At 69.6% G+C, this 19013-nt stretch carries 23 protein-coding genes and 1 pseudogene; 13 read left to right on the plus strand and 11 right to left on the minus strand.

The window, feature by feature from the left end; translation table 11 throughout:
- Nucleotides 1-64: 64 nt before the first annotated feature.
- The 5 genes from L107_RS09600 to L107_RS09620 form a co-directional block, all read right to left on the minus strand.
- A complete protein-coding gene (locus L107_RS09600; protein WP_159818285.1) occupies nucleotides 65-259 on the minus strand; it encodes a hypothetical protein in 195 nt (64 codons plus the stop codon).
- A gap of 73 nt (nucleotides 260-332) precedes the next feature.
- The gene (locus L107_RS09605) at nucleotides 333-1040 is read right to left on the minus strand and encodes a phosphoesterase (RefSeq protein ID WP_159818287.1); all 708 of its coding nucleotides are present in this window, start codon (nucleotides 1038-1040) and stop codon (nucleotides 333-335) included.
- Nucleotides 1040-1861 (minus strand): metallophosphoesterase, encoded by an 822-nt coding sequence (locus L107_RS09610; protein ID WP_159818289.1) that lies wholly within the window; start codon nucleotides 1859-1861, stop codon nucleotides 1040-1042. The genes L107_RS09605 and L107_RS09610 overlap by 1 nt, the downstream gene beginning before the upstream one ends.
- 44 nt (nucleotides 1862-1905) lie before the next feature.
- Entirely contained in the window at nucleotides 1906-2655 is a 750-nt protein-coding gene (locus L107_RS09615) for a GTP-binding protein (protein ID WP_159818291.1), read from the minus strand.
- Nucleotides 2652-3671 (minus strand): GTP-binding protein, encoded by a 1020-nt coding sequence (locus L107_RS09620; protein WP_370515474.1) that lies wholly within the window; start codon nucleotides 3669-3671, stop codon nucleotides 2652-2654. Before L107_RS09620 ends, L107_RS09615 begins: the two co-directional genes overlap by 4 nt.
- A 294-nt stretch (nucleotides 3672-3965) precedes the next feature.
- Here L107_RS09620 and pstS point away from each other — a divergent pair, with 294 nt between their 5' ends.
- Entirely contained in the window at nucleotides 3966-4973 is a 1008-nt protein-coding gene (pstS, locus tag L107_RS09625; protein WP_159818295.1) for a phosphate ABC transporter substrate-binding protein PstS, read from the plus strand.
- 105 nt (nucleotides 4974-5078) lie between these two features.
- Here the strand turns inward: pstS and L107_RS09630 are convergent, their stop codons facing one another.
- Together L107_RS09630 and L107_RS09635 are read right to left on the minus strand one after the other, a co-directional pair.
- On the minus strand, nucleotides 5079-5324 hold the full coding sequence (locus tag L107_RS09630) for a CsbD family protein (protein WP_236550617.1): 246 nt from the start codon (nucleotides 5322-5324) through the stop codon (nucleotides 5079-5081).
- Nucleotides 5325-5672: 348 nt separating this feature from the next.
- Nucleotides 5673-9683 carry a magnesium chelatase subunit H gene (locus L107_RS09635; protein ID WP_159818297.1) on the minus strand — a complete coding sequence of 1337 codons (4011 nt, stop codon included), beginning with the start codon at nucleotides 9681-9683 and terminating at the stop codon, nucleotides 5673-5675.
- Between the two features lie 138 nt (nucleotides 9684-9821).
- Between L107_RS09635 and dapB the strand changes: the two genes are divergently transcribed.
- The 5 genes from dapB (at nucleotide 9822) to L107_RS09660 (ending at nucleotide 13152) form a co-directional block, all read left to right on the plus strand.
- Nucleotides 9822-10688, plus strand: coding sequence for a 4-hydroxy-tetrahydrodipicolinate reductase (gene dapB / locus L107_RS09640; protein WP_159818299.1), 867 nt, complete (start codon nucleotides 9822-9824; stop codon nucleotides 10686-10688).
- Nucleotides 10689-10707: 19 nt separating this feature from the next.
- Nucleotides 10708-11355 (plus strand): hypothetical protein, encoded by a 648-nt coding sequence (locus L107_RS09645; protein WP_159818301.1) that lies wholly within the window; start codon nucleotides 10708-10710, stop codon nucleotides 11353-11355.
- Between the two features lie 64 nt (nucleotides 11356-11419).
- Nucleotides 11420-11680, plus strand: a complete 261-nt coding sequence (locus L107_RS09650) for a hypothetical protein (protein WP_015108434.1) — start codon at nucleotides 11420-11422, stop codon at nucleotides 11678-11680.
- A 97-nt stretch (nucleotides 11681-11777) separates the two neighbouring features.
- Nucleotides 11778-13019: an FAD-dependent monooxygenase gene (locus L107_RS09655; RefSeq protein WP_159818303.1), complete on the plus strand. Its 1242-nt coding sequence runs from the start codon at nucleotides 11778-11780 to the stop codon at nucleotides 13017-13019.
- Nucleotides 12940-13152 carry a DUF2949 domain-containing protein gene (locus L107_RS09660; RefSeq protein WP_094587206.1) on the plus strand — a complete coding sequence of 71 codons (213 nt, stop codon included), beginning with the start codon at nucleotides 12940-12942 and terminating at the stop codon, nucleotides 13150-13152. The genes L107_RS09655 and L107_RS09660 overlap by 80 nt, the downstream gene beginning before the upstream one ends.
- 3 nt (nucleotides 13153-13155) lie before the next feature.
- On the opposite strand, the gene L107_RS09665 is transcribed toward L107_RS09660, so the two are convergent.
- The gene (locus L107_RS09665; RefSeq protein WP_159818305.1) at nucleotides 13156-13695 is read right to left on the minus strand and encodes an adenine phosphoribosyltransferase; all 540 of its coding nucleotides are present in this window, start codon (nucleotides 13693-13695) and stop codon (nucleotides 13156-13158) included.
- Nucleotides 13696-13775: 80 nt separating this feature from the next.
- Here L107_RS09665 and L107_RS09670 point away from each other — a divergent pair, with 80 nt between their 5' ends.
- The 4 genes from L107_RS09670 (at nucleotide 13776) to L107_RS09685 (ending at nucleotide 15787) form a co-directional block, all read left to right on the plus strand.
- The gene (locus L107_RS09670) at nucleotides 13776-14330 is read left to right on the plus strand and encodes a DUF3038 domain-containing protein (RefSeq protein WP_159818307.1); all 555 of its coding nucleotides are present in this window, start codon (nucleotides 13776-13778) and stop codon (nucleotides 14328-14330) included.
- A gap of 22 nt (nucleotides 14331-14352) precedes the next feature.
- On the plus strand, nucleotides 14353-14985 hold the full coding sequence (locus L107_RS09675) for a DUF4335 domain-containing protein (protein ID WP_159818309.1): 633 nt from the start codon (nucleotides 14353-14355) through the stop codon (nucleotides 14983-14985).
- Between the two features lie 168 nt (nucleotides 14986-15153).
- The gene (locus tag L107_RS09680) at nucleotides 15154-15399 is read left to right on the plus strand and encodes a hypothetical protein (RefSeq protein WP_015108440.1); all 246 of its coding nucleotides are present in this window, start codon (nucleotides 15154-15156) and stop codon (nucleotides 15397-15399) included.
- A gap of 10 nt (nucleotides 15400-15409) precedes the next feature.
- Nucleotides 15410-15787, plus strand: a complete 378-nt coding sequence (locus tag L107_RS09685) for a hypothetical protein (protein ID WP_219903974.1) — start codon at nucleotides 15410-15412, stop codon at nucleotides 15785-15787.
- A 56-nt stretch (nucleotides 15788-15843) separates the two neighbouring features.
- Here L107_RS09685 and L107_RS09690 read toward each other — a convergent pair whose 3' ends face one another.
- A complete protein-coding gene (locus L107_RS09690; protein WP_159818311.1) occupies nucleotides 15844-16035 on the minus strand; it encodes a hypothetical protein in 192 nt (63 codons plus the stop codon).
- A gap of 26 nt (nucleotides 16036-16061) precedes the next feature.
- On the opposite strand from L107_RS09690, the gene L107_RS16920 reads away from it, so the two are divergent.
- Nucleotides 16062-16583: a hypothetical protein gene (locus L107_RS16920; protein ID WP_159818313.1), complete on the plus strand. Its 522-nt coding sequence runs from the start codon at nucleotides 16062-16064 to the stop codon at nucleotides 16581-16583.
- Here L107_RS16920 and L107_RS16370 read toward each other — a convergent pair.
- Nucleotides 16517-16678 (minus strand): hypothetical protein, encoded by a 162-nt coding sequence (locus L107_RS16370; RefSeq protein WP_015108444.1) that lies wholly within the window; start codon nucleotides 16676-16678, stop codon nucleotides 16517-16519. The two genes, L107_RS16920 and L107_RS16370, sit on opposite strands and share 67 nt — an antisense overlap.
- 162 nt (nucleotides 16679-16840) lie before the next feature.
- Between L107_RS16370 and L107_RS09700 the strand changes: the two genes are divergently transcribed.
- Together L107_RS09700 and L107_RS09705 are read left to right on the plus strand one after the other, a co-directional pair.
- Complete coding sequence (locus L107_RS09700) at nucleotides 16841-17347, plus strand: TspO/MBR family protein (RefSeq protein ID WP_159818315.1); 507 nt, start codon at nucleotides 16841-16843, stop codon at nucleotides 17345-17347.
- The gene (locus tag L107_RS09705; protein ID WP_159818317.1) at nucleotides 17313-18854 is read left to right on the plus strand and encodes a bifunctional aminoglycoside phosphotransferase/ATP-binding protein; all 1542 of its coding nucleotides are present in this window, start codon (nucleotides 17313-17315) and stop codon (nucleotides 18852-18854) included. The genes L107_RS09700 and L107_RS09705 overlap by 35 nt, the downstream gene beginning before the upstream one ends.
- Here the strand turns inward: L107_RS09705 and L107_RS09710 are convergent.
- Nucleotides 18851-19013, minus strand: a pseudogene (locus tag L107_RS09710) (DUF4912 domain-containing protein); the annotation flags it as partial. The gene L107_RS09705 and the pseudogene L107_RS09710 sit on opposite strands and share 4 nt — an antisense overlap.

Below are 19013 nucleotides of genomic sequence, written 5' to 3' on the forward strand. Positions count from 1 at the left end.
AGCAACCGCCGCCCCAGCGGGGAGCCGAACTCCTGGTGCAGGCCGAGTCGGCAGGGGAGATGGCTCACCGCCGCGGGTCTGGGCCAGAAACTCCATCTCCCGGGTGGAGCGGGGCGGGGCCATGCTGGCGGGCGTCCAGGTCGGTGAGGACCCCCTCCAGGCTGGTGCGCCGCAGGGCGGCGTCTTCGCCGAGCGCCGGACGGTCACTGTCGCCGAAGCCCGGCCCGTCGAAACTGACCACCCGGACCCGGTCCCGCACAGCCGTGACGACCGGCAGCCGTCGGCCGCCCGCTGGAGCTCCAGCGTTCCCAGCACGCCGCCGAACGCCGCCGTCATGCGAACCCCCTGCGGCGCGGGCGGGCCGGACCAGGCGCCGTGCGGAAATCGAGGTGGTCGGTTCCCGGGTCGTAAAGGGTGTACCGCAACCCGCGGCCCACGCCGATCACCTGGCGACGGGGCACACTCTGGCGCAGCTGCCGCTCCCCCTCCAGGTCCCGCACCTGGGCGGTGATCCCCCCGCCGCAGAGCGCAACGCTGAACTGTTCGCCACTGCGGGCCGTGAACAGCCGGTTCACGTCCATGCGGGTGAGGCGATCGAGCAGGCACAGGGGATCCGTGGCGCTGCCGAGGCTGTCCCCCACGTCGGCGGAGCTGCCATGGAGCAGGGCGCAGTCGAGCTCGACGAAGCCGAACCGGAGGGCGGCCAGCCAGTCCATGAAGCCGGGATCCACGGCCCGAAGCAGGGCCTGCACGGCGTCCTCTCCAGATTCCCGCCGCAGGGCCTCGGCCCGACGCTCACCGCGGTAGCCCCGTTCCGCCAGCAGCTGCTCTTCCCACCAGCCATAGATGCAGTGCGGCCGCAGCTCCCCCCGGCGGGGATGCTGCAGACGCTCCAGCAGCGCCCGGCAATCCCGCTCCGGGCCGATCAGGTCCCCCAGCAGAAAGAGGGTCTCCACCCGCTGGCGCCGCAGGTCCGCCAGCACCGCCTCATAGACGTCCAGGTCGCCGCCCAGGCCGCTCAGCAATGCCCACCGTGCCATCAGCGCTCACACACGTGGCTGGCATCGTCGGCCCGCTCGGCATACTCGAACCCGTGGCGCAGGCGCCAGGCGAACGGCGGCGGCAGGCCCACCGCCAGGATCGCCCGGCAGGTGCGCTCGACGTCGTAGGGGACCCGGCGGATCTCCACCGTGTCGCGGTCCATGTCGTGGATCACATAGGTGGCCTCTGTGCCCCCGTGCCTCGGCTCGCCCACCGAGCCGGCGTTGACGATGCGGCGAACGGGAAGATCCACTCGGCGCTCCGCTTCAGGTCCGGGCTCGCCGTCGGGCCGGCGCAGGCGCAGCTCGATCGAGCCCTCACGGAACTCGCGCACGTAGGGACGGTGGGTGTGGCCGCAGAAGAGCGTGTCGGCCCCGGCCGAGACGACCCGCTCGAGGGCGGCGAAGGCCTCCATGTCGGGCAGCAGGTACTCGTGCTGGCTGTTGGGGCTGCCATGGACGAACACCAGCCGGTCCCGGCGCAGGGACATCGGCAGGCTGGCCAGGAACGCCTTGTTGTCCTGGCTCAGCTGCGCCGCGGTCCAGTGGTGGGCCAGCTGGCCCCGCCGCTCCGCCAGCTGGGAGGGATAGCTGCACTCGCAGGCATTGAGCCCCTCGATGATGTCCTCGTCCCAGCAGCCCTGGCAGGTGGGGATGCCGCGGGAGCGGACCAGCTCGACCACCTCGTTGGGCTGGGGGCCGTAGCCCACCAGATCCCCGAGGCAGGTGATCGTGTCGACGCCGAGCCGGTCGATGTCGTCCAGAACGGCTTCGACGGCGGCCAGGTTGGCGTGCAGGCAGGAGAGAACGGCGTGGGCCATGGGGAAGCGGGAAGGGCGGGATCGGATGGCAGGCGTCGGTTCCGTCAGCCGGTGGCGGGAAGCGGCTCCCCCTGGGGTCGCCGGGGGGCCTGCTGCAGCTCCAGAACGGCATCACTGAGCAGGCAGTCGGCGACCGTGCTCTGGAGGTCGACCGTGTCCAGGCCCTTGCCCTGCACCACCAGCCTTGAGAGGCGCATGGGCCGTCCGTGGGGCGGTGCAACGCTCCGCAGCGGCAGAAACTGGGTGCCGCTGCAGCTCACCATCCAGTTGAAAAGGAAGCCCCGGCCATCGGGCAGGTTCACCAGGGCCTTGGCGCGGTAGACATCCCCGTAGGCCCCGTTGACCAGCTCGAACCAGAAACTGTTCAAGCTGGCGGGATCCCAGACCTCCGTCGCCAGATCCAGGCTCCAGGAGTCCAGGGCCCCGAACACCAGGGTGTCCTCACGCGGCAGCTCGCTGTCGCGGCCGAAATGGAGGTGGCGATCCGGCCGCAGGCCCGGGGCGAGCGTCTGGGGAATCTCGGGCCCGAAGAGGGGCAGCTCGATCAGGGCCAGCAGGTCCTCACCGTCCGCTGCGGGGTCCTGGGTGGTGCCAGCCAGCTCGCGCAGATCAGGGATCTGGTCCTGGAGAAAGGCCTGATCGAGACCCCCATCCAGGGCCAGGGGACGCCCCTCGGGATCGACGCCGTCCAGGCGCCCATAGGCGCGGGGACCCCGGTGCTCCTGCAGACGGCTCAGGATCCAGCTGGTCTTGCCGCAGCCCGGCGGTCCTGAGACGAGAACCACCCCGCTCATGGCGCCACCACGCAGGCTTCCAGCTGGGCCCGCAGGCTGGGTGGGTCCAGATCCCGGCCGATCGCCACCACCCGGCAGTGGCGCGCACCGCCAGCGGGCCAGTCGGAATCGTCAATGGTGAAGCGCTTGCCGCAGAGGTGGAACAGGTGACGGCGCTCGCTCTCCCGGAACCACAGCACCCCCTTGGCCCGGAAGACGGTGGCGGGAAGCTGGTTGTCGAGGAAGTGCTGGAACCGGCGCAGATCGAACGGCGCCTCCACCGCCAGGGACACCGAACGGAAGCCCTCCAGCTCCGGGGTATGGGCTTGGTGGTGGGTGTGCCCGTGCTCGTGGTGGTGGTGCTCGTGATGGTGCTCGTCGTGTCCCTGGGCCTGCTCGTGGGCGTCCTCCGCGGCCTGCAGGGCCACCAGCCGATCGGTTTCGAACAGGCCCACGCTCAGCAGCATGGACAGCGGCACCCCGGCATGATCGGCACGCAGCAGACGGGCGTCGGCCTTGATCGCCCGCAGGCTGGCCTCCACGGCGGCCAGCCGCGCCTCGTCCACCCGATCGCGCTTGTTGACCACCAGGATGTCGCCGTAGACCACCTGGGCCCGGGCGATCGGGCTGGTGAAGGCGGTGGCTTCGAAGTGTTCGGCGTCAATCAGGGTGATGATCGAATCGAGCCGCAGCCGCTCGCGGAAGTCCCCGGACAGGAAGGTCATGGCCACGGGCAGGGGATCGGCCAGGCCGGTGGTCTCCACCACGATGAAGTCGATCGGGTCGGGGCGCTCCAGCACCCGATGGACCGCCTGCCTGAGCTCGCCGTTGATCGAGCAGCAGATGCAGCCGTTGCTGAGCTCCACCATGGCGTCGCTGGTGGCCACCACCAGCTCGTTGTCGATGCCGATCTCGCCGAACTCGTTCACCAGCACGGCGGTGCGCATCCCCTGCTGGCCGGAGAGGATCCGGTTGAGCAGGGTGGTCTTGCCGGCGCCGAGGAAACCGGTGATCACGGTGACGGGGATCGGGGCCATGGGGGTCGGGAGGGGCAACCACACCGCCAAGGGCATGGCTGATAACGGTTCTCATTCTGGACCTTCACGGCCCGCCGCGGCTCCAGCCGATGCAGGGCCGCCCTGGGCCGGCCGGGACAGCCACGGGCGGGCGCTCCGGGGGCGTTCCACGGGGCATGCCATGGGGCGTTCCACGGGACGTTTCGCCGGAGGTTCGGTGGAGTGTTCAATCCTTGAACACCCGTTAACCTCTCCATAACACAAATGGTCAGAACGGGTTGCTATTCATAACTTGCCCACAAATTGACCATTCTGATGACCTTCGCGAAGAAGGCCCTGATCCTCTCCGCTGCCGGCATGCTCACGGCTGGCCTGGCGGTTCCGGTGATCGCCCAGAGCAATTCGATCAGCGGTGCCGGGGCCACCTTCCCCGCACCGGCCTATCAGCGCTGGGCCGCCGAATTCGCCAGGGAAACCAGGCGGCAGGTGAACTACCAGTCGGTGGGCTCCGGCGCCGGTGTGCGCCAGTTCCACGCCGGCAGTGTTGATTTCGGCGCCACCGATGAAGAACTGAATGCGTCCAAAGGGGAGTTCACCAAGGGCGTGACCGCCCAGCGCGGCGCCCTGCAGATTCCGATGATGGGCGGCACCGTCACCCCGGCCTACAACAACCCCAGCTGCAAGAACCTCAGGCTCACCCAGCGCCAGGTGGCTGACATCTTCCTGGGCAAGATCCGCACCTGGGACCAGCTGAGGTGCGGCAGGGGGCCGATCAACGTGGTCCACCGCTCTGATGGCTCCGGCACCACCTATGTGTTCACCAACTCCCTCTCCTGCTTCTCGCCCGAGTGGAAATCGAGAGTGGGTACCGGCAAGGCCGTCAAGTGGCCCGTGGGTGTGGGTGGCAAAGGCAATGAAGGTGTGGCTGGTCTGATCCAGAACACCCCCGGCTCGATCGGTTACCTCAACCAGGCCTTCGTGAAGGGTCGGATCACCCCGGCGGCCGTCCAGAACAAGGCCGGCCGGTTCGTGATGGCCAACGACGTCACCGGGGCCGCCGCCCTCAATGCCATCAAGCTGGATGCGCGCCTCGGCGGTGAAGACTGCAACCCGGCCGGCGCCAATGCCTTCCCGATCGCCTCCTTCACCTGGATCCTGGCCTACCAACGTGGCAACGGCGACAAGGCGGGCACGCTGCGTCAGTTCCTGAACTGGGGCCTCTCGCCCAAGGGCCAGGCCATCGCCAAGTCGCTGGATTACGTGCCCCTCACCGGTGCCGTCCTGGCCCGGGCCCGGGCCGAAGTGGCCAAGATCGGCCGCTGATCCTGGCGCCGCTTCAGACCGCAGGTGATGTTCCGGGGGGCTTCGGCCCCCTTTTCATTTGTCGACCCGCGGCCGGCCGTCCCAACGGGGCAGCGCCCTCAACAACTAGTCCACGGAATCCTTGAGTTTCTGGGCGGCTTTCTGCGCTTCCTCCTTGAGCTTGGCTTCCGCCTTCATGGCCTCGGCCTGAACTTGCTTGGCCTCTCCTTTGATCTGTTGACCCTTATCGCCGGTCAGTGAGCCGACGGCGGACTGGATCTTGCCTTCCGCTTCTTTGGCGGCGGCATCGAATTTGTTAGACATGGTTCTCTGAGAGATAGGACATGGAGCTGGATCGATCGTCTCGGCCATGGCCAGGGCACAAGCCCAGGAAGAACTGAGCCTGAAGGCCGACACTGACGCTCATGATCCGTGCCGTGGCACCCCCTAGTCCTACGCAGAAATCTGTCCGGCAGAAGCTTCATCGCCCCAGCAGGTGGGCGACAGCCCTGGTCAGGGGGAAAAATCCCAGCGACCCAGGTCGATCGGGACAGTCTTAAGACTTTCCAGTATTCGGCCAGACTGAACAATCACGCAGCCCAAGCACTGCAGTGTGCTGCAGTGCCTGAACAATCACGGACCTCCCAACCGATGGCCGTTGGGTTGGGCTCGGCAGGGATCGCCACCGGTTCAGAGACCACGGGGGTGACGGGACCAGTCCTACGGGCTCACCCCTTCGATGCGATCCTCGATCTCCTGGTAGATCTCCTGGAGCTGGGCGATGTTCTCGTCGGAGGTTTCCCAGTAGCCGCGGCCGTTCACCTCCAGCAGGGTGCCGACGATGCGGCGGAAGCTATGGGGGTTGAGGTCCATCAGCCGTTTGCGCATCTCCGGATCGTTGATGAAGGTCTCGTTGGCCTCCTCATAGACGAAGTTGTCGACGGCCCCGCTGGTGGCGCTCCAGCCCAGGGTGAAGTTGAGCCGCTTGGCCACTTCCCGCACCCCCTCGTAGCCGGAATCCAGCATGCCCTCGTACCACTTGGGGTTGAGCAGCTTGGTGCGCGAATCGAGGCGGATGGTTTCGCTCAGGGAGCGCACCTGGGCATTGGCCGTGGTGGTGTCGGCGATGTAGCTGGTGGGGGTCTTGCCGTCGTCCCGAAGGCCGGCGATCAGCTTGGTGGGATCGGAGTCGAAGTAGTGGCTGACGTCGGTGAGGGAGATCTCGGCCGAATCCAGGTTCTGGAAGGTGACGTCGGCGGTCTTCATCGCCGATTCGAACACCTCCCGGTTCTGGTTCATCTCGCCGGGGTTGTCGGCATTGAAGGCGAAGGTCTTGCGGGAGAGGTACATCTCCTGCAGTTCACCCTCCTCCTCCCAGGTGCTGTTCTCCACCGCCAGGTTGACGTTCGAGGAGTAGCTGCCGCTGGCATTGGAGAACACCCGGGTGGCAGCCTCCCGCAGGGAGATGCCCTGGGCGGCGGCCTGCTCCTGGCTGTGCTTGCGCACGAAGTTCATCTCCAGGGGCTCGTCGGCCTCGGCGGCCATCTTCACCCCCTGGTCGATCAGGGCCATCTGGTTGATGAACAAATCGCGGAACACCCCGGAGCAGTTCACCACCACATCGATCCGGGGCCGGCCCAGCTCCTCGAGGGAGATGAGCTCCAGCTTGTTCACCCGGCCGAGGGAATCGGCCATGGGGCGCACACCGATGAACCAGAGGATCTGGGCCAGGGATTCGCCGTAGGTCTTGATGTTGTCGGTGCCCCAGAGGACGCAGGCGATCGTTTCCGGCCAGGCGCCCTGCTCGGCCCTCTGGCGTTCGATCAGCCGGTCGACGACCACCTTGGCGGCGGCGATGGCCGCCCGGGTGGGGATGGCCTGGGGATCGAGGGCGTGGATGTTCTTGCCGCTGGGCAGCACACCGGGATTGCGGATCGGGTCACCACCGGGTCCCGGCAGGACGTACTCCCCATCGAGGGCCCGCAGCAGGCTCTCCATCTCCATGTCGGCGCAGATCTGCTCCAGGCAGAAACGCAGATAGGCGAAGGTGCGGTCGAGTTCGGGGACATCCACATCCGGGAAGCCGGCCTGGCGGCAGGCGCTCAGCCAGGGGGAGGGCAGCCGGTAGCCGAAGCGCTCCAGCAGTTCGAAGAACCAGCCGAAGTTGCGGCGCAGGGTGACACGGCCATCGGCGCCGGTGACCTCCTTGACCATGGCACCGACGGCGGCGCGGCAGGTTTCGGTGATCACCCGGTTGAGCTCCACATCCGCCAGGACCCCTTCATCGTTGCCCCGGTACACCTCGGCGATGGTGCGGCCCCGGCTCTCGGCCAGCAGCCCCGGCAGGGAGCGCAGGCCGTCCTCCTCCCGCTCCAGGGCGGCGATGCTCACCAGGGTGGCGATCGCCTCCTCGGCGGTGGGGGGCTTGCCGATGGTGTGCAGGCCGCAGGGCAGCAGCCGGCTTTCGATCTCCATCAGCTGGCGGTACACCGCCCCGACGACGCCGTCACGGGCGTCACCATCCAGCTCCGCGGCGTCGGCCTCGGGCAGGACCACGTCCTTGTCGAGGTTGCACTGGCGGGCCGTCTCGATGATGGCGTTGACGATCTGCACACCCCGGGAGCTCTCCCGCAGCTGCTGGTAGGAGCCCACCAGCTCGCCCAGCTCCTTGAGGCCCTTGTAGAGGCCGGCGTTCTCCGCCGGCGGGGTGAGGTAGCTGATCGTGGAGGCGTAGCCCCGCCGCTTGGCGATGGTGGCCTCCGACGGGTTGTTGGCGGCGTAGTAGTAGAGGTTGGGCAGGGCGCCGATCAGGGAATCGGGGTAGCAGGTTTCGCTCATGCCCATCTGCTTGCCGGGCATGAACTCCAGGGAGCCGTGGGTGCCGAAGTGCAGCACGGCGTCGGCGCCCCACACCTTCTCCAGATAGGTGTAATAGGCGGCGAAGCCGTGGTGGGGGCTGGCGCTGCGGGAATAGAGCAGGCGCATCGGATCGCCCTCGTAGCCGAAGGTGGGCTGCACCCCCACGAACACGTTGCCGAAGTGGCGGCCGTAGATGAGCAGGTTGGTGCCGTCGGAATTGAGGTTGCCGGGGGGCTTGCCCCAGTTCTCTTCAAGACGCTCGGAATAGGGGGTGAGCCGCTCGTACTCCTCGACGCTCATGCGGTGGGCGATCGCCAGCTCGGGGGCCCCTTCGAGGGCCTCCGGGTCGCTGAGCACCGCCTCCATCAGCTCCTTGGGGGTGCGGGGCATGGCGTCCACCGTGTAGCCCTTGGCCTTCATCTCCTCCAGCACCCGGAAGATCGAGCCGAACACATCGAGGTAGGCCGCGGTGCCCACGTTGCCCTTGTCGGGGGGGAAGCTGAACACGGTGATCGCCAGCTTCTTCTCGGCCCGGGGCTTGATCCGCAGGGATGCCCAGCGGATGGCCCGCTCGGCGATCGCATCCACCCGGTCCTGCAGGGTGTGGGCCTTGCCGGTGGCGTCGTCGCGCCCCGACAGCACGATCGGCTCGATGGCGCCGTCGAGCTCGGGAATGGCGATCTGCAGCGCCACCTGCACCGGGTGCAGCCCCAGGTCGCTTTCCTCCCATTCCTGGGTGGTCTGGAAGACCAGGGGCAGGGCCACCATGTAGGGCCGGTTGAGCCGCTTGAGGGTCTCGATGGCCTTGGGATGGTCCTGGCGGGCCGGACCGCCCACCAGGGCGAAGCCGGTGAGGCTCACCACCCCATCCACCAGCGGCTGGTCCGGGTTGAGGGGGTCGTAGAAGAAGGAGGAGACGGGCCGGGAGAAGTCGAGGCCGCCGCAGAACACGGGAATCACCGTGGCGCCGCGGTACTCGAGCTCCTGGATCACGGCCACGTAGTGGGCCTCATCGCCGGTGACGATGTGGCTGCGCTGCAGCACCAGGCCGATCACCGGGCCCCGGCGGGCCCGCTCGCTGAGGTCGGCGCGGCTGGCGCTCCAGTTGAGGTACTCCTTGAGGTCCTCGAACATCCCCGGGGCCAGCGGGTGCCAGATGCCCAGGTCCGGGAACACCACCGGGTCGGCCACCGTCAGCTGGGGACGGCCCAGCTCCGCTTTGCCGAACACATAGCGGTCGGCCAGCATCAGCAGGAAGTTGCGCAGGTTGTCCGGCGTCCCCCCCAGCCAGTACTGGAAGCTGAGCATGAAGGAGCGGGCATCCTGCGCCTTCTCCACCGGCAGGTACTTGAGCACCGTCGGCAGGGTGTTCAGCAGCTTGAGCATGGCGTCCTGGAAGCCGGCCCCATTGGCTTCCTTGCGCTTGCGCATGAACTGGGCGATGGCGCTCTTGCTCTGGCCCAGCTGGGCCATCGAGAAGGTGCCCAGCTTGTTGAGGCGCATCACCTCCGGCATCGACGGGAACACCACCACCGCCTTGAGCCGGTCGCGGTGCGGGGCCACGGCGTCCACCACCTTCTGGGCCAGGTCCTCGATGAAGATCAGCGAGGCGATGAACACATCGGCCGCCGCCACGTCGGCGCAGAAGTCGGCGTAGTTGGCCGGGTCGCGCAGCTCCTCGATCAGATAGCCGCTCAGCTCCACCGCCAGGGGACCGTTCTGGTCGTTGAGGCCGGTGGCGGCGGTGGTGAGGGCGTTCTGGTACTGGGGTTCGAGCACCACGTAGACGGCCTTCATCACCACCCGGTCGTTGGCGCCATCGGTGGGGGCAGGGCTGACCCGGCGGCTGGCGGAACGGACCTGCGTGAACATGCGGCGGATGCGTTGAGCAATGTGAAGCAGCCTACGGAGCTCACGGCGGGGACGCGATCGGTTGCAGCGCAGCGTTACAGGCTGCAGCCCTCGCGGTGGGCCGGGCCACATAGGCTCCCCTGGAGTGGTAACAGCCCGATGAGCGCGATCCCCCCGTCCCCAGAAGAGCCGGCGCCGATCCCGGTGGTGGTGGCCGGGGCCCTGGGCCGCATGGGCGCCGAGGTGATCAAGGCAGTGGTGGCGGCCCCCGACTGCACCCTGGTGGGGGCGATCGACACCACCCCGGGCCGGGAAGGGGAGGACGTCGGGCTGGCCCTGGGGCTGGGGGAACTGGAGGTGGCGATCAGCGCCGACTTCGAGGGCAGTCTCTGCCAGGCGGGCCAGGCGGTGCGGCAGTCCGGACCGGGCGGCGGCGCGGTGCTGGTGGACTTCACCCACCCCGGCGTCGTCTATGAGCATTGCCGCGGCGCCTTCGCCTACGGCGTCCATCCGGTGATCGGCACCACCGGCCTGCGCCCCGACCAGCTGGCGGATCTGGCGGCCTTCGCCGAGAAGGCCTCGATGGGGGGGGCGGTGGTGCCCAACTTCTGCGTGGGCATGGTGCTGCTGCAGCAGGCGGCGGCGGCGGCGGCCCGCTTCTACGACTACGCCGAGCTCACCGAGCTGCACCACAACCGCAAGGCCGATGCCCCCAGCGGCACCTGCCTCAAGACCGCCGAGCTGATGGAGGAGCTGGGCAAGACCTTCAACCCCCAGCAGGTGGCGGAGCACGAGAGCCTGGCGGGCTGCCGGGGGGGCCTGCGGGAGAGCGGCCTGCGGCTTCACTCCGTGCGGCTGCCCGGTCTGGTGGCCCACCAGGAGGTGATGTTCGGATCGCCCGGCGAGACCTACACCCTGCGCCACGACACGATCGACCGCAGCGCCTACATGCCCGGCGTGCTGCTCACGGTGCGCAAGGTGCGCCGCCTGGGCGGCCTGGTGTACGGCCTCGAGAGGCTGCTGTGAGCCACCGCCCCGTGGACCGATGCTGATCCCCCTCAAACCCGGCGAACTGCTGCGCCTGATTCCGGCGGTGGCCACCGGCCCGCAGTTCACCGCCTGCAGCGGCGACCCGCGCAAGCTGCTGCAGCGGGTGCTGATCTCGGTGATCGGCGGGGTGATCGCCCTGCTGATCAGCCAGACCCTGCTGTTCCGCAGCCAGGCCGGGCCCGTGTTCCTGGTGGTGGGCTTCGTGTTCCTTCTCTATGTGCTGTGGGGGCCGATCCTGGAGGCGGGACGCCGCAATGCGGTGCTGCGGCGCTACCCGGCGGCCGCCATCTTCGAGGGGGTGGTGGCCGACCAGTTTCGGCGGGAGGTGGTGGAGAACCGACGGGAGCAGGCCAACCGCCAGGGGCGTCTGGAGCTGGTGGAGAACCGCCGCACCTGGCTCTGTCTGGAACTGGAGGATGAGGACGGCTACCTGGGCCAGATCCGCTTCCCCCTGGAGAAGAAGCACGACAAGATCCGGCGCGGCATGGTGATCCGCTGCCTGGTGCTCAGTGAGCGCAAGGATTTCTCCCGCATCGGCGCCCTCTCCGATGGCTGGCTGCCCCAGCTGAAGCAGTGGGTGGGCGACTACCCCTATCTGCTGCGGCCGGCCTTCGAGGAGCTCTGCCTGCGGCGGCTGGGGTGAGGACGCTGGACGTTTTCGAAACAATGCGTTACAATTCTCGCAACACTTCTCAAGGAGTTCTCCCATGACCGCCGCCACCCCCACCGCCCTCGACCGCTCCGCCATCCGCGGCGCCACCGTCACCACCGAGGACGGCGGCCGCCTCAACGCCTTCGCCACCGAACCCCGCATGGAAGTGGTGAGCGCCGAGAGCGGCTGGGGCTTCCACGAGCGCGCCGAGAAGCTCAACGGCCGCATGGCCATGCTCGGCTTCATCGCCCTGCTGGCCACCGAGTTCGCCCTCGGCGGCGAGGCCTTCACCCGCGGTCTGCTCGGCATCGGCTGATCCCAGCTCCCCTTCGGGGGACAGCCTCTCTCCGGTCCGCCGTTCACGGTGGACCCCTTCGCCGCAGCAGACTTTCTGCTGCGGCTTTTCTGTGGCCATGCCCGCTTCGCTCCATGCCCGGATCCGGGGCGCCGGCCCCACCGGCGCCCTGGCGGCCCTGGCCCTGGCCCAGGCCGGCTGGCGGGTCAGCCTCCACGACCCCCTGGCCCCGGAGGCGCTGCAGGCCCGGGAGCGGGCCTACGCCTTCACCCACTCCAGCCGGGAGCTGCTGCAGCGCCTGGGGCTCTGGGGTGACCTGCGGCCCACCCTGGTGCCCTTCCGCCGCCTGCACCTGCGCGACGTGGCGGCGGGGCGTGATGTGCGCTTCGCGCCCACCGACCTGGGCCAGGCCGACGCGGTGGGCTGGATCGGATCCCACCGGCCCCTGATGGCGCTGCTGCTGCGGCGCCTCGGCCAGCATCCCGCCGTCCGGCTGGAGCTCGGCGGCGCAACGCCGTCCGCCGCCGCGAACGACCCGGACGATGCCGACCTGCTGGTGGCCGCCGATGGCCCCGACTCGCCCACCCGCCAGGCCGCGGGCATCCACCAGTGGAGCCATCCCTACCGCCAGGCCTGCCTGACGGTGCAGGTGGAGATGCGCGGCTGTGCCGACGACGAAGCCTGGGAACTGCTGCGTCCGGAAGGCCCCTTCGCCGTGCTCCCCCTCGGCGGGCGCCGCTTCCAGCTGGTCTGGAGCGCGCCGGCGGCCCGCTGCCGCCAGCTGGAGGCCCTCGACGCCCCGGCCTTCCTCGACCGGCTGGCGGGGGCCCTGCCGGACCGGCTGCAGCCCGATGCCCTGCTGACCCCTCCCCGCGCCTTTCCGGTGGCCCTGCAGCTGGCCCGGCGTCTGCATCGGGGCCGCACGGTGCTGGTGGGGGAGAGTGCCCACCGCTGCCATCCGGTGGGGGGCCAGGGGTTGAATCTCTGCTGGCGGGATGTGGCGGTGCTGCAGCGGCTGGCCGAACGGGCGGCCCGGGGCACGCTGTCGCCCCGCCGCATCGGAGCCGCCTACGGGCGCCGCCGCTGGCCCGATCTGCTGCTCACCCTGCTGGCCACCGACCTGCTGGTGCGGACCTTCTCCAACCGCCACCGCTGGCTGCTGCCCCTGCGCCGGCTGGCCCTGGCCTGCCTGGCCCGCGTCGATGGCACCCGGGCCCTGGCCCTGCGGGCCATGACCCAGGGACCTTGTCGGCTGCGCCGGCCGCTTGCAGCATGGGGGGATGGTGATCAGCAGCTCTCCCCAGCCCCTGCCCTCTCCGGCCATGGTGCGCTTCCTGCGCCATCAGCTCGGCCTGAGTGAAAACGCGCTCCAGCTGGGCATCCGCCAGTCCCAGCTGGAGCAGGCGCCGCTGCCCGCCGTGCTCTGGCGGTTCGGCCTGATCAGCCTCGAGCAGTTCGACAGCGTCCTGGCCTGGCAGGACCAGCAGAGCTGAGGCTCAGCTGTAGATGATCAGGGACTCGATCGGATGCTCCTGGGGCAGCCGGCTGCGCCCCTCCAGTGCCGCCAGTTCCGCCAGGAAGCCGAAGCCGCAGAGTTGCCCCCCCGCGGCCTGCACCAGCTCACTGCAGGCCGCGGCGGTGCCGCCGGTGGCGAGCAGGTCGTCGACGATCAGCACCCTTTGGCCGCCCTCGAGGGCATCGCTGTGGATCTCCAGGCGGTCGGTGCCGTACTCCAGGCTGTAATCCACGCCGATCACCGCTCCGGGAAGCTTGCCCGGCTTGCGCACCGGGACGAAGCCCACGCCGGTGATCGTGGCCAGGGCCGTGCCGACGATGAAGCCACGGGATTCGATGCCCACGATCAGATCCGGCCGCACCCGCTCACAGAGCAGGCCCAGCAGGCGGATGGCTTCGCCCCAGCCCTCGGGATCCCGCATCAGGGGCGTGAGATCACGGAAGAGGATGCCCGGCTTCGGAAAGTCGGGAATGTCCCGGACCCAGGTGCGCAGATCGATCGAAGAAGGGCTGCTGGCCATCGTGCTGCAGGGTCGTGCTGGTGAAGGGACCGGTACCGGCGACGTGACGGATGGACGGCGCCGCTGGCATCATCGCAGTCATGGCCAAGGACACTTCGGAAGCGGCGATCCAGGACCGCTCCTCCCGCCCCCTGCCCCGCAGGGGTCTGGAGCGTCTCGATCTGATGCTGCTCTGCATGGAGGCGCTCGACCTCAACGGCGGCGAGGCGATGGTCTGGCTGAGTGAGCAGCTGGGCTACGGCGGCCTGTTCCCCAACCGGGTGGAGCTGTGGAAGCGGCGTTGCCACAACCCCCTGCGGCGCTCCTGCCGGCGCGGTGAGGTGCCCGTCGCCGAGACCGATGCCCTGATCCGCATCCTCTGCGTCATGGCCGACCGCCTCTACCCGATGCTGCGCTCCCTGCTCTCCAGCAGCGAACCGGAGACGGTGGCGAAGGAACGCTGGGACCTGTTCCAGGGGCGGCTGGGGGAACTGGTCCAGGAGCGCATGAACCCCCGCCGCAGCGGCGTCCAGAAACTGCTCGATCCCAACGACGGAGCCGCCCAGCGGCTCCAGCTGGTCCAGGGCCTGAGCCTCTGCGCCGGTCATGGGGGCTTCGAGCGCATCAAGGCCAGCCTGATGGACGCGGTGGCGTGACGTCGCCCGCAGCAGACCCCCCATGGTTCAGAGTTCCGTGATGAAGCAGAGCCTCGTCTTCGATCAGCTCAGCTGCCGGCTTCAGGTGGAAGGCCTCCCCGACGTCTCCATCGGCCAGAGCGGCGCGGCCCTGGGCATCATCACCGGCTGGACCCTGCAGTGGCTGGGCAGGCCCCTGCTGGAGGGACGCCGGGAGCACCTCCAGGCCCTGATGCAGGTGGTGCTGCCCTACGCCCGCCACCTGATCAGCGGCGTGCGCCGCGAGTTCAGCGTGGCCGGGGAACCGGTCGACATCGGCCCCCACCCCGACGGCGGCCACCGCCTCCTGCTGCGCAGCAGCCAGCCCGACACCCCTCCCCTGGAGGTGCATCTCGACGATGCGGAACTGGCGGATCTGGTGCGGGTGCTGGATCTGCTGCGGCTCGATCCCCGGGTGCAGCTGCCCCTGGCGATTCCCGATCCGGAACCCCTCGGGCCCAGGGAACTGATGGAGAGGATTCCCCTGCACCGCCGCCTCTCGGCGCCCGTGGGCGGCGCCGCAGCCCTGGCCGTCTCGGCGGCCCTGGTGCTGCTCCTGCCTCCGCCCGCCGTACCTCCCGCGCCGACGCCGGCAGCGCCGGCGGCCCAGCAGGCCCCGGCCACCCCGCGGCCCTGAGCCACCCAGCGGCCGGCCTGCGGTTGACGTCGGCCCGGCACTGGTCACACTGGGGGCAACCATCCACCCCCTTCCACGGCCATGCGACGGGCTCCCCGATGGAAAGGATGCCATGGGTTTGATGTCATGGGCTTGATGTCATGGGGTTGATGCCATGAAGACGATGCGATGGGCATGACCTGGTCGGAACTGCGCCGCCGGGTGGCACGGCTCGGGGCTGCCCTGGATGTGGTGGTCCGCAGCGATCCGGAGGTCTGCGGCCTGAGCGGTTCCCATTTCCATCTCACGCTCCACCACGGCGGCCAGGGGGACTGCACGGTCAACGACCTGTCCCTGATCGACTGTCCGAACGAGCTGGTGCTGATGGAGTTCGAGCGGTGGATGCGGGGTGCCGGCTATCCGCTGGAGCCCTGACGACCCCGCCATGCCCCACACCCCCTATCCGCTCCATCTGCCGACGCCGAGGGGACCGACACCGGGGAAGGGCCTGGAGCTGCGTCGCCGCCGGCGCCGTCCCTCCTCCCGCTGGCGGCAGGTGCTGGCGGGCCTGCTGCTGATCGGGGCGGGAAGCCTGATCCTGGCCGGACTGATGCAGCTGCCGGAACGGCTCGATGCGCTGCTGCTGGTCAGCAATGCCATCGCCAACCTGATCGGCGGGCTCAGCCGGCTGAGCATGGGCATCCTGCAGCTGGGCAGCGTCATCGTGGTGGCCCTGCTGGCCCTGATGGCGCTGCTGCTGCTGGTGGGCGGCGGCGTCCGTCTGGTGCGGGGACTCACCGCCCGGCCGCGCCGTCCCTCCTGAGGCGGGGGCACCACGGGAGGGGCCGCGGGGTCCCTTTCGTAGTGCAGCTGCTGGAATCAGTGGTGCAGCTGCTGGAACCAGAACCCGGCCAGCTGCCAGGACGACAGCAGGAAGATCGCCAGGATCAGCCAGTTGACCCAGGCGGGCCGTTCGCGGTTCTCGAACATGGCGGCAGGGAAGTCGCATTCTTCGCCCTGATCCTGCCAGTGGGCCCGGTCGACGCGGGGCCGCGGGACAGCTGGTGGCACGGAACGGCTGTCCGCGTTCCGCCCCCATGCCGAACGACCACGACTCCGGCCCCGCCTCCGGCGCCCTGCTCTCCTGTCTGGGGTTTCCCGGCTGGGGGTCATTGCACCTGATCGTCCCCAGCCGGGGGCAGCCTTTCGCCCTGGCCCGGCGCCTCCAGCTCTGCCAGCAGAGCGAGGGGGCCGACGGGGGCCAGCTGCTGCCGGCCCTGCTGCGCCGCCACCGCGATCTGGAGCCCCTCGACCCGGCCCACTGGCCCTGGGCCGGGGGAAGCGTCATGGCCTGGCCGCAGGCCTGGGGGCATCGCTGCCTGCTCATCTGCCGCTGGGGAGCGGCCACGCCGCTGCGCATCGCCGCCTGGCAGCGACAGGGGGAGGCGGGGGGATGGGCGCGGCTGTGTCCGCCCATCCCCCTGCCCTGCTTCAGCGAGCGCTTTCCCGCTCCGCCAGACGGCGGGCCTGGCGGGGCGCCCGGGGGGGCGGGTCAGGAGACGACCAGGGCCACACCCAGGCCCACCACCATCAGGGCGATGGCCCCCACGGCCCAGTAGGCATGGCTCTGGGCATCGGCCCTGGTCTCGCCGATCACCATCGTGCCTTCGTCGGCGTAGAGGTTGTCGTGGTTCTCGAGGTCGTGGGTGTGCATGGGGCCTCCAGCAAGCTCGTCGGACCCCCCCAACGTAGGAACGCTGGACGGACCGGTCCGCCGGCGCGACGAACCGACACCCCCGCCGCCACCACCCGCCATGGCCCCGGCCATGGACGGCTCCCTGGCTGGGCCCAATAATGCGCATGTCTGCAGAGTCCCGTGCCGCCCTGGCTGCTGATCCTGATCGCCGTTCTGGTGATCACCCTGGTCGTCAATCCCACGGAGAGGGATTTCGTCTGGTACCGCAGCCTTCGGCGACCGGAATGGATCAGCCGGCAGCCTTGGGTCGCCCTTGTCTGGCCGCTGATCACCGTCTGCTTCTACGGTTCGGCGGTCGCCTTCTGGCAGACGGCCGACTCCTGGGGCTGGATGGGGGCCTACGCGGTCCTGCTGGTGCTGCTGCGCAGTCCCCACTGGCTGATCTGCCGCCTGCACCGGCTGACCGCCGGCCTTCCCTTCTGGCTGCTGAGCTGGACGCTCACGCTGGTGCTGGCCCTGATCGTGCGGCCCGCCTCACCCCTGGCCTCGGGGTTGCTGCTGCCCGCCCTGCTGTGGACGCCGGTGGAGGCCTCCATCGCCCTGCGGATGGTTGGATTGAACCGCAAGGAGCACCGGAGCGGCCGTGGACCCGATGATCGCCGCCCTGCTCGATCCCGCCGCCTATGACCATCCGGTCGAGCGGGTCGAATGCCTGGAGACCCACATCTCCTGGGTCCTGCTGACGGGAACCATCGCCTACAAGGTCAAGAAGCCGGTGAACCTGGGCTTCGTCGATTTCTCCACCCCGGAGCGGCGCCGCTGGTTCTGCCAGGAGGAGCTGCGCCTCAACCGCCGGCTGGCGCCGGACCTCTACCTCGGCCTCACCCCCATCCATGGGCCGCCGGAGCGGGCCCGCCTGCACGGCGGCGGACCCACCCTGGAGCTGGCCGTGCGCATGCGCCAGTTTCCCCAGAGCGCGCTGCTGGGAGCCGTTCTGGCGCGCGGAGGCCTCAGCGCCGACCAGCTCGAACGGCTGGCGGATGATCTGGCGGCCTTCCATGCCGTCGCCGCGGTGGCCGGCCCGGAGCAGGCCTACGGCGCACCGGAGCTGGTGAAGGCCCCGGCGGTGGCCAATCTGGAGGTGCTGGAGGCCGGCGCCGATGCCGCCGCGCCGGAGGTGGCCGCCCTGAGGCAGTGGACGGAGGAAAGCTTCGAAGCGCTGCGGCCCACCTTCGCCCTGCGCCGCAGCCAGGGGCGCATCCGCGAGTGCCATGGGGATCTGCACCTCGGCAACCTGCTGCTGGAGGGGGGGCGCATCCGGGTCTTCGACTGCCTGGAATTCAGCCCCGAGCTGCGCTGGATCGATGTGTTCAGCGACCTGGCCTTCCTGGTGATGGATCTGGAGCACCACGACCGACCCGACCTGGGGGCGGTGCTGCTGAACCGCTGGCTGGGTCGCTGCGGCGACTGGGGCGGCCTGCTCACCTGGCGCTGGTACCGGGTCTACCGCTCCCTGGTGCGGGCCAAGGTCTGCGCCCTGCGCCTGCGCCAGCCCGACCTCGACGCCGGCGCGGCGCAGGGGCTGCGGCGGGACCTGGAGCGCTACCTGCTCGGCGCCCGTGACACCACCGGGATCCCGGCCCCGGCCCTGGTGATCACCCATGGGGTCTCCGGCAGCGGCAAGAGCCACCGGGCCCGCCAGCTCTGCCGGCGCCGGGGCTGGATCCAGCTCAGCTCCGACGTGGAGCGCAAGCGCCTCTTCGGCGCCTGCCTCGCTGCGGTAGGGATCCCCCTGCAGGGGGATCCCTACCGCAGCGAGGTGAGCGACGGGCTCTATGGGCAGCACCTGCCGGAGCAGGCGCACCGCATCCTCACCGCCGGCTACGCGGTGGTGGTGGATGCCACCTTCCCGGGCCGTGACCAGCGCCGGCGGATGGAGGATCTGGCCCGGCGCTGCGGCGTGCCGTTCCTGATCCTGGACTGCCGCTGCACGCCGGAGCAGGCCAGGCAACGCATCGAGGAGCGCCGGCAGCGGGGGAGTGATCCCTCCGACGCGGACGCGGCCGTGCTGGAGGCCCAGCTCCGCAGCCGGGAGCCCCTGGAGGAAGGGGAACGCCGGCACGCCCTGGAGGTGGGGGCGGAGCTGACGGCCGGGGATCTGGTCGCCCGGGTGGAGGAGCGGCTGGGGGCCTAGAACCACTCGGCCACGGAGGCCTCGCGGGTGTTGACGTTGGCCTCCGGCGTGGAACGGCGGAACTCCATGGTGATGCTGCGCTTCTGCTCCCCATCGGCCGCCAGGGCCTCGATCGGGTAGAGCTGCTGGCCGTCGCGGAAGGGCACCTGCACCCGGAAG

Origin of the sequence: Cyanobium sp. Copco_Reservoir_LC18 (genome assembly GCF_009834675.1) — a bacterium.
Taxonomy (GTDB): domain Bacteria; phylum Cyanobacteriota; class Cyanobacteriia; order PCC-6307; family Cyanobiaceae; genus Cyanobium; species Cyanobium minutissimum.

What these genes read in the sequence shown, in the direction of transcription:
- L107_RS09605 (WP_159818287.1), bottom strand. Translation starts at nt 1,040, where the DNA reads ATGGCACGGTGGGCATTGCTGAGCGGCCTGGGCGGCGACCTGGACGTC.
- L107_RS09610 (WP_159818289.1), bottom strand. Translation starts at nt 1,861, where the DNA reads ATGGCCCACGCCGTTCTCTCCTGCCTGCACGCCAACCTGGCCGCCGTC.
- L107_RS09615 (WP_159818291.1), bottom strand. Translation starts at nt 2,655, where the DNA reads ATGAGCGGGGTGGTTCTCGTCTCAGGACCGCCGGGCTGCGGCAAGACC.
- L107_RS09620 (WP_370515474.1), bottom strand. Translation starts at nt 3,671, where the DNA reads ATGGCCCCGATCCCCGTCACCGTGATCACCGGTTTCCTCGGCGCCGGC.
- pstS (WP_159818295.1), top strand. Translation starts at nt 3,966, where the DNA reads ATGACCTTCGCGAAGAAGGCCCTGATCCTCTCCGCTGCCGGCATGCTC.
- L107_RS09630 (WP_236550617.1), bottom strand. Translation starts at nt 5,324, where the DNA reads ATGGCCGAGACGATCGATCCAGCTCCATGTCCTATCTCTCAGAGAACC.
- L107_RS09635 (WP_159818297.1), bottom strand. Translation starts at nt 9,683, where the DNA reads ATGTTCACGCAGGTCCGTTCCGCCAGCCGCCGGGTCAGCCCTGCCCCC.
- dapB (WP_159818299.1), top strand. Translation starts at nt 9,822, where the DNA reads ATGAGCGCGATCCCCCCGTCCCCAGAAGAGCCGGCGCCGATCCCGGTG.
- L107_RS09645 (WP_159818301.1), top strand. Translation starts at nt 10,708, where the DNA reads ATGCTGATCCCCCTCAAACCCGGCGAACTGCTGCGCCTGATTCCGGCG.
- L107_RS09650 (WP_015108434.1), top strand. Translation starts at nt 11,420, where the DNA reads ATGACCGCCGCCACCCCCACCGCCCTCGACCGCTCCGCCATCCGCGGC.
- L107_RS09655 (WP_159818303.1), top strand. Translation starts at nt 11,778, where the DNA reads ATGCCCGCTTCGCTCCATGCCCGGATCCGGGGCGCCGGCCCCACCGGC.
- L107_RS09660 (WP_094587206.1), top strand. Translation starts at nt 12,940, where the DNA reads ATGGTGATCAGCAGCTCTCCCCAGCCCCTGCCCTCTCCGGCCATGGTG.
- L107_RS09665 (WP_159818305.1), bottom strand. Translation starts at nt 13,695, where the DNA reads ATGGCCAGCAGCCCTTCTTCGATCGATCTGCGCACCTGGGTCCGGGAC.
- L107_RS09670 (WP_159818307.1), top strand. Translation starts at nt 13,776, where the DNA reads ATGGCCAAGGACACTTCGGAAGCGGCGATCCAGGACCGCTCCTCCCGC.
- L107_RS09675 (WP_159818309.1), top strand. Translation starts at nt 14,353, where the DNA reads ATGGTTCAGAGTTCCGTGATGAAGCAGAGCCTCGTCTTCGATCAGCTC.
- L107_RS09680 (WP_015108440.1), top strand. Translation starts at nt 15,154, where the DNA reads ATGGGCATGACCTGGTCGGAACTGCGCCGCCGGGTGGCACGGCTCGGG.
- L107_RS09685 (WP_219903974.1), top strand. Translation starts at nt 15,410, where the DNA reads ATGCCCCACACCCCCTATCCGCTCCATCTGCCGACGCCGAGGGGACCG.
- L107_RS16920 (WP_159818313.1), top strand. Translation starts at nt 16,062, where the DNA reads ATGCCGAACGACCACGACTCCGGCCCCGCCTCCGGCGCCCTGCTCTCC.
- L107_RS16370 (WP_015108444.1), bottom strand. Translation starts at nt 16,678, where the DNA reads ATGCACACCCACGACCTCGAGAACCACGACAACCTCTACGCCGACGAA.
- L107_RS09705 (WP_159818317.1), top strand. Translation starts at nt 17,313, where the DNA reads ATGATCGCCGCCCTGCTCGATCCCGCCGCCTATGACCATCCGGTCGAG.